This window comes from Pseudomonas sp. B21-015 (genome assembly GCF_024749285.1).
Classification (GTDB): domain Bacteria; phylum Pseudomonadota; class Gammaproteobacteria; order Pseudomonadales; family Pseudomonadaceae; genus Aquipseudomonas.
On the sequence record NZ_CP087196.1, the window covers coordinates 6324288 to 6336376 of the forward strand.

Here is a 12089-nt window from a genome sequence, read left to right on the forward strand (position 1 = left end):
TGGATACCTATCTAATAAATCCAACCCGCCCCTTAGGCGCACTACTTAACGGAACCGCAAACACCATCAGTAAGATCGGGCTGAATATCCTTTTTTCCATTTGCGCGCCAAGTAGCTAGCGATTTACTTTCGCAGAACTTTCTCTTCCCCGAGTCAAAATAAAATGCAACCAAGTCGTTAACACCGGTACCTAAATCTAAAGAGAACACATTAACTTTATAGTAAACGTCCGGCACGGCCGATTTCCTAGACCCATCGATTTCAGCTGCACCTTCAAACTCACACGGAGCGCCATCGTACGCTCCATATACTTCATCATTAGAATATGTGAAAATCGAACAATTTTTTATCTTGTCTTCAAATATAACAGCACTTACATAGACACCATTAAATCCAACTGTGCCGCCAGACAGGAAATGCACATCTTTAAGCTGCATTTCATTTTCCTTCGCAATTTGCAACCATACAACTTCAGGAAGCATTATAGCCTCTGGAATATCGCCAACACTCCCACCAAACGCAGCAACTGTACTAAAAATATACGAAACTAAAAATGCAATGAGATTTTTCATGACAGGCAACTCAAGAAAACGAAAAAAAACGGGGACGAAACACGTTTTTCAGATCTTTTTTATTGAACCGTGGTCTGTCCTCATTTCATGCAAGCCGGATCCACCTGCGGCATCACTGCCGAGGGTTTGTGCAGTTTACGAACAACAAACAGGACAGATCCATTTAAGCTCCCAATCAAGATCAAACTCGCCGAGAGCAACAAGTAAATCCGTCCCCCTTTGCTTTCCTTTGCTTTTAATATTACTCACCAGGCCCATAGCCACACTGCCCGTCGCTTAAATCCGGCGTATATTTCTTATCACTGTTCTGATACCAATCAGACAAAAAACGACTGAGGCAATATGTGGTTTTTTGCTCATCAAAATACAAAGCGATCATTTCATCCACCATTGCGCCGCGATTAGGAAGGTATAACTCAATCTTATACAAAACATCAGGCATGGAGGTATTTCTTGACTCATTTATCTCAGCCGCACCTTTGAACTCACAGGGAACTCCATCGAATAGCGAAAACAAAGTGTCATTAGAATATTTATATACCGAGCAAATTTTCTCGTCGCTTTTTGGAGAGATGAAAACCAAATACTCACTCCCCCAGTTCAAGGCACCCCCGCTTTCAACTTTTATTTTCTCGACGACCGAGTTATTTCTTTCCGATATAGCGCTCAGCACCACACTCGGAAGCTCAGTAACTATTGCAAGTTTTTCACCGGCATTGGCATAACCACTACCTGCAAAACTCAACAACACAAAAAGCAATATATTTTTCACGATGGCTTACTCATTGAATAGTTCATTATTACGGTCTGTCGCGGAGTTATAAAAGTTTCCGAGACTGTAGCTTCAAGCGAATCGCTCTAGAGAAAACGGGGACAGACCACGTTTTTCAGATCATTATTTTATTGAAACGTGGTCTGTCCCCATTTCACGTTCGGTGCGCCGTAGGGGCGATTTTTGAATGTTTGCAGGATGCGTATCTGCCCAGACATCTACGGCTATTGTCAGTATGAGAAGGCGCATCTAGTGTGTCCATGTTCAGGTCTACGTGCGCCAATGCTGCAAATTTTAGTGGCGTAGGGTTGGTGAGGCGGCAGATTTATCCAAGTCTCCCTTACGGAAAAATCTGCTCTATTTGCGCCCCCGGTTTCTGCTTTTACTTGCCAATCAGGCTGTCCATGCCCGGTTGCAGGCGGAAGCTTTTCAGGATGTTGAGGAAGTCTTCCTTGCTCTGCTCAAAGGACCTGACTTGTGTTGAAGCGTAATTCTCGGCTTTCAACACCATGCTCGGCTCCCAGCCTTTATTGGCCGTGCCTGCAGTCATGACGAAGCGTTCTGTGGAGGCGGTTTCGTCGCCTTGGGGATCAGTAGGTTTGTAATACTTGCCGCCCATGATTCCTGTGCGCGAACCGATCTGCACCTTCGAAGGACCGAAAGTTTGAATGACGCCGGCGCTTGGGAACGGGTTGCCCATAATCGGCGTGGTCAATATCGGTAGCAAATCAAACGCTTTGCCGATGTCATCGCTCAAACTCAGGCTGTACAGCAAGTTCGGGTTGTCGGTGGGATGCCAAGCCATGGTAATCGAGTAGTGGGCTTTGCCATCATCGGCGATGAAGCCGAAGGGCAGGCAGAAACCGGGCTCTTTGGGTATTTCAAATTCTGCACGCGTGCGGAACCGCGCAAGCAGGTCACGGGCGGCGGGAAGCAGTTTTTCGAACGAACTTCTGTGTTCGGAATAGTCGCTTTGTTGGCCGAATGCGAAGCGATAGATTCGGTCGTCACGCCACAAGAGCACGATGAGTTTGTCGGGATAGCGAGCGCCGTAGGCGTCTGGCATGCCGAAGTCGAAGGCGGACTGTTCGGCGTAGAGTTCATCTGTGGGGTAGGTGTCGAATTCTTTTTTGTAGGCTTCCAGTTCAATTTCAAAATGTTCGTAGGGACGGTTTTCTCTTTTAAATTGACTTATAAAGTCCGCCAGCACAACGAGTTCGGTGCTTACTTTTCTGATTCTGGTTAATGTTTTGCGTAGTTCGGATTGTTGTTTTTGCAGTGATTTATATTCTGCGGGGTCCGAACGCCACAAGTCTCCTGTCATTATTTTGTCGAGTTTGTCGATTTTGTTTTTTACTACTCGCTCTTTTGCCACTGTTATGTCCGGGCGATGGCTGCCAACCAAGTCATTAAAGGTTTCTATTTTGGTTTTAGGTGATACCTCTATAGTAACTAGCCCGTACGCATCATTTGTTGGATCACTGCCGTAACTAAGCTGCTTATCCGCCAAGCTTATATCCGGTGAGTAGGTGGTGAAATCGGTGCCATCAGTATAAGTCCATTGATCATTAAGCAAGTGCCACTTTATTTCTGGTTTTATGTCGAATACCGAACGCCCCAAGCACTCTGTTCTTGATTGTTGTGTGGCGGTGTTGGTTTCTGCTTGTGCAACTTGAGCTAAGAGAAAGCAACAAATGATCAGAGTGTGGATTGATTTAAAAGGGTGCATTAGGAGTTCTCCGTGACTTGATCGTTGGTTAAAGCTGCGATAGCTTTGTAATCATCGTCCTGCTTGTTGGGTTGAAAAAAACGGGGACAGACTAGGTTTTTCAGATCATTATTGAAACGTGGTCTGTCCCCATTTTCACCCAAATCTGTCTCCTTTTATTCGGCAGCATGCTAATTTCGATCTTTAGCGCGATATGCAATAATCCTTATTTTTTACCGATGCAGGTATACGTGAAGATTTACCAAGCGCATTCATCTTATTGACATAATTTTTGTAAAGCGGACAAGCATCGCCCTTCATACCTAAACCCCAATAAGCATCTGCCAGATTCAGTGTAGCAACCACTCTTTCAGGGTACTTTTGGTGAATTTTCTTCAAAAGCATTGCTGCCAAAGCGGTCTCTTTATTACGGTATAGATAATAAGCATAATCATTGATCGCTCCAACATTGTCATCTTCAACGATTAATGTCATTTCATATACCAAATCTTTCGGAATACTTATTCTCTCCCCACCTGTACCGGGCCGAAAAAACAGCGCCCCTTTCTCCCCTTCGGGCAACTTCTTCATTACATACTTGAAGTCTTTCTTAATTTCTGCAACCTTATTATCTTCACTCATATTTTTGACAACCGGCCCATTGCCAACAAACTGAGAAAACTTTACGCAACACTCAATGCGACGAACATCAAATACACGAGGAAATCTATCCTCGCTTGGCACACTCTCGCCGCCAATAGAATATTTTTCATCCCGATCCGGCTCCTCCCAACCCGACACTTTGTATAGCACAAAATCATTAAGATTCAGATCCCATCTGAAATCGTATTTCGTCATTAGGGTATTGCGAGGGTAATAGTCAATCAGCAGTGAAAAATCACCTGGCATATACCCACTAGAAAGCCCACCATCGCCGAGCTCAAAACTACCTTTTATTTTTTTATCACTACCACCAATGCCGATCGTAATATTTGAAAAAGTCTCGTCTTCATCGGAAGAAGACACAGAATATTGATCACATATCCCATCGACATTCAGATCGACTTCACACTGGGTGGCTGCCTGCACGGCGCCAAACACGGAAAAAAGAATAAAAACAAACAAAACCTTCATCAAAGCGACCCTCCAAGAGCAACTATTCGAGCTTCAGCGTGCTGTTTTGCGACAGAAGCGGTGCGGCTTGATGCGTAGTATTGCCACTCACAGACGAGTCTGAATTATATAGCTCAACAAAACACTTATTCCCTATTATCGCTTGATTTCGGTCTGCAGCTTTCCCACTAGTACCTCCTCCTGGATCGCTCCATAGCCCCCAAGCAAATGAAAACTTCGCATTTTTATATGCTCTGCTGTCAGCCAACTCATAGATGCCAAACCTATTAAGGTTGGCGCACCCTTGTACTTCTAATGTTTTAAGTGAAAAAACGGGAACAGACCACGTTTTTCAGATCATTATTAAAACGTGGTCTGTCCCCATTTTCACCAAACTTAGGAAAGTTCCAGTGTCCCCCCGCGACATGCCATTCAATGTCGCCCGACACTTCGAATTGCGTACGTCCGAGGCACTCGGTGCGCCATAGGTGCGATTTTTGAATATTTGCAGGATGTGTATCTACACAGACATCTACGGCTATTGTCAGTGTGAGTGGCAGGATGAGAAGGCGCATCTAGTGTGTCCATGTTTAGATTTACGTGCGCCAATGCTGCAAATTTTAGTGGCGTAGGGTTGGTGAGGCGGCAGATTTATCCAAGTCTCCCTTACGGAAAAATCTGCTCTATTTGCGCCCCCGGTTTCTGCTTTTACTTGCCAGTCAGGCTGTCCATACCCGGTTGCAGGCGGAAGCTTTTCAGGATGTTGAGGAAGTCTTCCTTGCTCTGTTCAAAGGACCTGACTTGTGTTGAAGCGTAATTCTCGGCTTTCAACACCATGCTCGGCTCCCAGCCTTTATTGGCCGCGCCTGCAGTCATGACGAAGCGCTCTGTGGAAGCGGTTTCGTCGCCTTGTGGATCAGTGGGTTTGTAATACTTGCCCCCCATGATTCCTTCGCGCGAACCGATCTGCACCTTTGAAGGACCGAAGGTTTGAATGACGCCGGCGCTTGGGAACGGGTTGCCCATGATTGGCGTGGTCAATATGGGTAGTAAATCAAAAGCCTTGCCGATGTCATCGCTCAAACTCAGGCTGTACAGCAAGTTCGGGTTGTCGGTGGGATGCCAAGCCATGGTAATCGAGTAGTGTGCTTTGCCATCATCTGCGATGAAGCCGAAGGGCAGGCAGAAACCGGGCTCTTTGGGTATTTCAAATTCTGCACGCGTGCGGAACCGCGCAAGCAGGTCACGGGCGGCGGGAAGCAGTTTTTCGAACGAACTTCCGTGTCTGGAATAGGCGCTTTGCTGGCCGAAAGCAAAACGATAGACGCGCTCGTCACGCCATAGCAGGACGATGAGCTTGTGGGGGTGACGAGCGCCGTAGGCGTCTGGCATGCCGAAGTCGAAAGAGGACTGTTCGGCATAGAGTTCGTCTGTGGGGTAGCTGTCGAATTCTTTTTGGTAGGCTTCAAGTTCAAGTTCGAGTTTTTCAGTCGGTTTTTTTTGCTCTTTAAATTGGGCGATTAAGGGTGGCAACCAAACACGCTCTATGGTTGCTCTACCCAATTTGTCCAATTTCTCCCTAAGCTCGTCTATTTCATCCTCTAAGGATTTGTATTGATCAGGATCCGAGCGCGATAAGTCGCCGGTCATGGCCACTGAAATTTCTTCTATTTTATTTTTTATAACTCGTTCTTTTGCCTCGACCACACTTGGACTATGTCTGTTGACTAATTTTTTAAATGTTTCGAAAGTCGTCTTTGGACTGACATCTATAGTGACGAGGCTGTAAGCATCATTTGTTGGGTCGCTGCCGTAATTGAGTTCTTTATCCTCCAGTCTTATGTCCGGAGAGTAGGTGGCAAAATCGAGGCGGTCGGTATAGTCCCACTGGTCGTTCAGTAAGTGCCATGTAGTATCTTGATTGATGTCAAATAGCGAGCGCCCTAAGCATTCTGTGTTGGTTCTTGTTGTGATGTTGGCGTTTTCTGCTTGTGCAGTTTGGGTTAAAAGAAAACAGCAGCTGAATAAAATGTAGATTGGTTTAATAGGGCGCATTATGAGTTTTCCGTGACTCGATTATTGTTTAAAGCTGCGACAGCTTTATAGTCACCGTCCTGTTTGTTGGGTTGTATTTGAGCAAGGATGGTCTTGCTGAAACCGGAGTCATTATTTTCATTTTTTGTCCAGTTAACAGGAAGTGCTGTTATAAATCCGAGGATTTCTCTTGGCATTCCGTTGGGCTTGTATTTTTTCCAGAATTCAGTTTCGAATGGCATTGGCTTTTCTTTTTTACCCGTCGACACGCCTGTATCTGTTTTTAGATCTTTTTTCCAAGTCGGCCAGATTGATATGTCGTCACCAGGGATAAATGAAAAGGCTTCTCTGTATGCATCAGAGTTTTTTTGCGCTTGTTTCTGAATCGCCTTCCAGGTTTCCGGGGACGCAGGCTCATCGATCAAACTGCCCAGCAGCGTAGCGGGCCGGACTTTGACGCTTTTATCGGTGGCGTCAAGCGCAAACAGCTTGCGCCACAGCTTGCTTCGTAACGCCTTGATCTCAGGACAGACAGGGTGTTGCTTTTTTCCATTCACTGGAGCCGGGGTCGAAACAGTCCCCGATACGATGACAGCCAACTCGGAGTCTCGATCACCCAACTGGCTGCGATCATTGATGTTTGCGCTGCCGAGTATCGCCACACGATCATCTGCAATAAGCAATTTACTGTGGACGTAAATCTGTTCCGTAACTGGCTGGTCGAGCAGTTCCCATGACCGAAGATTCAAGAGAGTCAGGTATTTCGACCATTTCATTTTTTCATAAACCTTGAGCTTGTCGGTTCCGTCTCCAGCGAACTCTATACCGGCCTTCGCGACCGCTTCCGATCTGCCTCTATCCATCTGCTCCTTCATCGCCATCGCCCGTTGCACTCGTTTTATCAGGCTCTGCTCGCCCAACGAAATGCTTTGCATCGTCAGGTGAACCTGAGTCATCAGGTTGATCGCGTTGAGCGGCCCTTCGGGGTGCACGGGCAGGACCATGTAGACATGGAAGTTCTCGCCCATTTCGATCGCGCGTTCAATTCGGTCGGCCAACGCTTCGCACAGCGGGTTTATCAAAGCTGCTTGTGGTGTTTGCAGGAGATTCAGGCTCTCGACGGTCCCCTGATTGCTCAAAACTTGCACGATGCCTTGAGTCAATGCTTCGGCTTCTTTGTTTCGTATCATCTCTGCCAGTGCGAAATAATTGATCTTGTGCAATTTTTTCGGGTCTTTGTCGACTTCATCCAGGCGCAGTCGCGTTTTATAAGTTTCAAAGTCCGGCAGCCCGGAGATGTTCATCAAGCTTTGCGTTGGCCCTTTGACCAGGTCGATCGAGGGCTTTGTGTCCTCGCCATACGCACTCTGAAAAAACTGATTCTCAATGTAAATGAAATGCTGGGCCCCCGAGATCGCTTGCAGCATGGCTTGCATGCAGTTTGCCTGAACGCCTGCCGGGGCTGAGGCTGGGGCCTTGGCGCCTGACTTGCTGGCGCCTTGGCGTTCTTCGGTTTGCATGCGCAGCGGAGCGCTTCGCAGTACTTGCATGCTCATTTTGCCCTTTGGGGCGACACGTTCGGGTTGTGCGAGGTAGTGCGGTTTGAACGGGACGGGCTCAAGGTTTTTGTCAGCGAACTTCAGCAGGCCGGTCAGCACGCTCGGCATCTTCTGCACTTTGCCGTCGAAGCGCGCCTGCAGACTGTTCCAGCGATCGATGAAGTTGCGCGACAGGTCATAAACCGAGCTGCCTTCCAGGCGCATGTGCACGTCATGCCAAGGCATGCGCGGTTGTTTGATGCTGTCGAGCATCATGCCGCCGGGTGGCAGCAGGCGAGTCGCGGGGTCGGCCAGATACGAATAGGGCTGGCCCGTTTGAGCATCGCTCAATCGGTCGAGAACCGAGTGCAGGTAGAGGACAAAAGGTGTGGAGATCTGTTCGAATTCCGTCATCGCCTTGGCGGTGATGATTGGCGAAGGCGTGTTGTTGATCCAGGCGTAGAAGGCGCCCAAACCTGTTTGTTGAATCCACAGGCTGGTGAGTTCGCTGCCCTCGTTCAACAGCTTCTCGCTGATTTGACCGCCGGACTTTATGACCTGGCCAGCCCAGGCCGACAAGTCTTGGTGAAGCTTGTCCGCCTGTGGGGCAGCGCGCTCTACCCAGGTCTGCACTTCACCCTTGAGGCGGGTGACCTGAGTTTGCAACTTGGCGCGACCCGGCTGAGTGACCGCGGTCACCGCAGGGATTTTCTGTTGCGCGCGCACCAGCCAGTTCTCGACGCGCTGCTGAATGGCCGAGGCTTGATCCGGTTTATTCAGCGCCACACCGATGGCCTCGCTGATGGATTTGGCTTCCTGGCGCAGTTCGGTCAGGGCACTGTCGGTTTTTTGCAGCGTCTGGACTTCATGATCAATGGTGCCGACGGCGCCATCGAGCGAGGTTTTCCATTGGCGCAAACTTTTCTTCCAGCCTTCCAGATTGTCCCCGGTCAACTGTTGCTGGATGAACTCGGCAATATAGATCACCCCGCCGGTGGAGTAGGCCGCTCCCGCGCCCAGCAAGCGCAAGCCGTCCTTGCCTTTGTCGGCGAACCACTCGCCGGCGCCTTTCTTGGCCTCGCGGAGCGCATTGAACATCTTGTTGTCACTGCCCCACGCCCACGCGCGCTGAGCCTTGCTGAGCGCGTCGCCTTCCATCAACGCGGCGCCGATCAACTCGACGGTGGTCATGTACGGGTATTGCTTGTGGGCTTCGATTTCCTTGATCGGCGGGATGCACGGGTTGTAAAACTCGTTGGCGGTTCGGCCTTCGGCGGCCAGCCGAAAGTTGTTGTCATCGCGGCGCCCGTAGGCGAGGTCGATGCCGCCGACGTAGGCGATTTCGTTGTCGATCACCACCATCTTCTGGTGATGGGAAAAGAACAGACCGAGGGTGCCCATGTCGCTTTGCTGGATCGCCGGCAGGCACCAGACCTTTTTCTTCGCGAGACCGGCATTCAGAACAAACGCGGCCACCATGGTTTCCAGATCACCGGTATCAACGGCGGCCTTCGGCGACAACCAGGGCATGAGGTAGATGTCCGGTGCCGCGCCTTTGTGCAACGCATGATGCAAGCAGTCCCACAGCCGGGTTTCGCCCTCCAGCCGCACTTCATAGTTGATCTGCCAACCGGAAATGAAGATGGACTTCTTGGCGTTTTTTATCGCATTGGCGACATCTTTGAAGTAGTCGCTGCCGGTGGTGAAAAACTTCACTTCGTTGCCCGGGCGCTCAGGCGAAAAGGCTTCGCCGTATTTGGCATTGCCTTTGATGAACCAGCCGGGAGCGGAAGTAGCGGTGTAGGCATCGCCGTCTTTTGAGTTGAGCTGGTTCAGTTGCTTGGGCTGAACGCCGTTCAAGTTGCTCATGCCTTAAATCCCTTTAATTTGTCGAATAGTGCAATGCCGTCGGTCAGTGACAAGTTTTCGAAGGCGCTGAGTTTGTCTGTGCCGGCTTGTTCGTGATGGGCGTTGGTATGGGGCTCGCTGCTGAAGTCCATACTTGCCAGTGCCAGCAGCTCACGCTGTTCTTCAGACCAGCCGGTGTCGGTATGTGCCTTGAGCGCAACGCACTGGCCCGGATACACCAGCCAGAACATCTCCGGATCCTGTGGATATTCGAGAGAAAGCTTTTTCTGAACGGCATCGGTAAGGGTGACTTTGCCTTCGTCATCGGTTTCGCCTTTGGCAATGACGTCGCTTTCCGGCACGCGGCCGATTTTCTTCCAGCTCGGCTCGCTCATTTTGATGATGCGCCACGGTGTATTCGCCAGCGCGAAGGCGCCTTCCCCCGGCCGGTCGGCCAGACGAATATCAAAGCGCAGGTTCTTCGGCTCGACCGGCGGGAATGTCACTCGCGCATTGCCCTGCGCGCGATCCATCAGGCTTCCGGCCTTGTCTTTATCCGCGAGCTCCGGTAGCACAGGCAGCAAGATAGCAATCCCCGAACCTGTTCCCGCAGAGCCCCCGGCATTGATCTTCACCACTGGCCCAACAACCGTAATCCCGCCGGCATCGAGCTTGATAAAGCTCCCACCCGCCTTCACGGTGAGCTCCATCCCGGCTTCGATAACAATCTTGTCCCCAGCCTTGAGATGTATTTCCTTCCCAGCACTGGTCAGCTGCGCAGTCCCAAGTTTGATGTGCTGGTTCTGCCCAATCGTCAGGTGGTCATCCACCCGCACTTCACTCTTGCGATCGGCTATGGTCGTGCGGTGTTCTTCTGCTTTGAGCTCGGTGTAGGTGTTCTTAACCACCGTGTCATGCCGCTCATTCCCCACACGAGTCTTCTGATCATGCTCAATGTTTTCATCCCAATCCCGCTGGGCATGAATAAAGATCTGCTCCGCCCCTTTCTTGTCTTCAATCCGCAGTTCATTAAACCCACCGCCCCCCGGTGAACTAAGGGTTTTGAACACGGTGCGTGTCTTGTTCGCCGGCAGGTCGTAGGGAACCTGGTTTTCCTTGTGGTACAGGCAACCCGTCACCAGCGGCTGATCGGGATCGCCTTCGAGAAAGGTGACGAGCACTTCCATGCCGATCCGCGGAATGGCGATGGCGCCATACCGATCCCCCGCCCAACTCGAAGAAACGCGCATCCAGCAGCTGGTTTTGTCATCCGCCAAACCTTCGCGGTCCCAGTGGAATTGCACTTTGATGCGGCCGTATTGGTCGCAGTGAATCTCTTCGCCTTTGGGCCCGGTGACCATAGCGGTCTGGCTGCCGAGCACGCGGGGTTTCGGGTGTTCCAGGGCCGGGCGGTAGAACACGTTCCAAGGGGTGGCGAGGAAGCGGTTGCGGTAGCCCTGGTGGAAGTCGTCTTTGTTGTCGGTGGTGTCGCTGGTCACCGCCTCTTCGAGCACTTGCGGCTGTTTGCCTTCGTGGACGACTTCGGTGAGCAGCCAGAGGTCGTTCCACTCGGTGCGCGGGTGGTCGGACATTTCCAGGAAGTGGCCGCTGACGAGGGTGGTCTGGTCGCCGTGGCCTTCGGCTTGCTGGTAGTCGGCGCGGTGGCGTTCGAGGGCGCGTTGGCTGAGGAATTTGCCGCGCGCGCGGTCGAGGAAGCGGCCGGGGTAGTCGTAGTCTTCCAGGTCCGGTTCGGTGCTTTTGCCGTCGGGTTTATAGCCGGCTTCAAGTTGCAGGCGCGGTTTTTCGAAGTCGTAGTCGCGGCGGGTGACCCGGCCGGTGCGGGTTTCCAGGCGCAGTTTGAAGCCTTTGATGACTGGTTCGTCCGCGACCATGCCGCTGCCTTGCACATAAGCGGTGGGCTGGCCGAGTTTCGGAAACACTGTTTGATCGTCACCGAATACCAGTAAATGACCTTTGGAGGTGTGCTGGAAGTGGTAGTGAATGCCTTCTTCTTCACACAGGCGCTGGACGAAGTGCAGGTCGGTTTCGTCGTATTGCACGCAGTAGTCGCGGTCCGGGCACGGCTGGCTCAACTGGAATTTGTAGGCGTTGCCTTTGATGCCGTGTTCTTCGAGGATCAGCGCGATGATTTTCGGCGCCGACATCTGCTGGTAGATGCGCTGGTTGGTGCGGTGATGCAGGTATTGCAGGTGCGGCACCAGGGAGATTTTGTAGCGGGTCAGGCGCTTGCCGGCATCGCCTTGGGCGACGCGGTAGATTTGGCCGTGGATGCCAGACCCCTTCGGGTCGAATGCGAGGAACGCCTGTTTGTGCAGGAGCTTTTCCAGGTCCAGATCCGGGTTTTCGCTGACCAGTTCCAGGTCGAAGCGATACGGCTGGCTGATGCCTTCGGTGCCGGCGAACGACAGCACTTGAAGGTCGCCGGCATAGTCTTCGACTGTGAGGCTGAAGTGCGTTTCGTTAGCTGAGTTGAACATTGCTTG

General features: G+C 51.0%; 8 protein-coding genes. 1 reads left to right on the forward strand and 7 read right to left on the reverse strand.

Annotated features, from left to right (window positions below; all coding sequences use genetic code 11):
- Positions 1 to 41: 41 nt before the first annotated feature.
- The 6 genes from LOY38_RS28860 to LOY38_RS28885 form a co-directional block, all read right to left on the reverse strand.
- Entirely contained in the window at positions 42 to 572 is a 531-nt protein-coding gene (locus LOY38_RS28860) for a hypothetical protein (RefSeq protein WP_258698130.1), read from the reverse strand.
- 241 nt (positions 573 to 813) lie between these two features.
- Entirely contained in the window at positions 814 to 1344 is a 531-nt protein-coding gene (locus tag LOY38_RS28865) for a hypothetical protein (protein ID WP_258698131.1), read from the reverse strand.
- Between the two features lie 382 nt (positions 1345 to 1726).
- Positions 1727 to 3073, reverse strand: a complete 1347-nt coding sequence (locus LOY38_RS28870) for a T6SS immunity protein Tli4 family protein (RefSeq protein ID WP_258698132.1) — start codon at positions 3071 to 3073, stop codon at positions 1727 to 1729.
- Positions 3074 to 3256: 183 nt separating this feature from the next.
- Positions 3257 to 4186 carry a tetratricopeptide repeat protein gene (locus LOY38_RS28875; RefSeq protein ID WP_258698133.1) on the reverse strand — a complete coding sequence of 310 codons (930 nt, stop codon included), beginning with the start codon at positions 4184 to 4186 and terminating at the stop codon, positions 3257 to 3259.
- A gap of 687 nt (positions 4187 to 4873) precedes the next feature.
- Positions 4874 to 6220 carry a T6SS immunity protein Tli4 family protein gene (locus tag LOY38_RS28880; RefSeq protein WP_258698134.1) on the reverse strand — a complete coding sequence of 449 codons (1347 nt, stop codon included), beginning with the start codon at positions 6218 to 6220 and terminating at the stop codon, positions 4874 to 4876.
- Positions 6220 to 9267, reverse strand: a complete 3048-nt coding sequence (locus LOY38_RS28885; RefSeq protein ID WP_258698135.1) for a hypothetical protein — start codon at positions 9265 to 9267, stop codon at positions 6220 to 6222. Before LOY38_RS28885 ends, LOY38_RS28880 begins: the two co-directional genes overlap by 1 nt.
- A 36-nt stretch (positions 9268 to 9303) precedes the next feature.
- On the opposite strand from LOY38_RS28885, the gene LOY38_RS28890 reads away from it, so the two are divergent.
- Positions 9304 to 9558, forward strand: a complete 255-nt coding sequence (locus LOY38_RS28890; protein ID WP_258698136.1) for a hypothetical protein — start codon at positions 9304 to 9306, stop codon at positions 9556 to 9558.
- A 44-nt stretch (positions 9559 to 9602) separates the two neighbouring features.
- Here the strand turns inward: LOY38_RS28890 and tssI are convergent, their stop codons facing one another.
- Complete coding sequence (gene tssI / locus LOY38_RS28895; RefSeq protein WP_258698137.1) at positions 9603 to 12083, reverse strand: type VI secretion system tip protein TssI/VgrG; 2481 nt, start codon at positions 12081 to 12083, stop codon at positions 9603 to 9605.
- Positions 12084 to 12089 lie beyond the last annotated feature (6 nt).

Coding starts and splice junctions, on each gene's coding strand:
- LOY38_RS28860 (WP_258698130.1), bottom strand. CDS start 572: ATGAAAAATCTCATTGCATTTTTAGTTTCGTATATTTTTAGTACAGTT.
- LOY38_RS28870 (WP_258698132.1), bottom strand. CDS start 3,073: ATGCACCCTTTTAAATCAATCCACACTCTGATCATTTGTTGCTTTCTC.
- LOY38_RS28875 (WP_258698133.1), bottom strand. CDS start 4,186: ATGAAGGTTTTGTTTGTTTTTATTCTTTTTTCCGTGTTTGGCGCCGTG.
- LOY38_RS28880 (WP_258698134.1), bottom strand. CDS start 6,220: ATGCGCCCTATTAAACCAATCTACATTTTATTCAGCTGCTGTTTTCTT.
- LOY38_RS28885 (WP_258698135.1), bottom strand. CDS start 9,267: ATGCCCTGGTTGTCGCCGAAGGCCGCCGTTGATACCGGTGATCTGGAA.
- LOY38_RS28890 (WP_258698136.1), top strand. CDS start 9,304: ATGATGCAAGCAGTCCCACAGCCGGGTTTCGCCCTCCAGCCGCACTTC.
- tssI (WP_258698137.1), bottom strand. CDS start 12,083: ATGTTCAACTCAGCTAACGAAACGCACTTCAGCCTCACAGTCGAAGAC.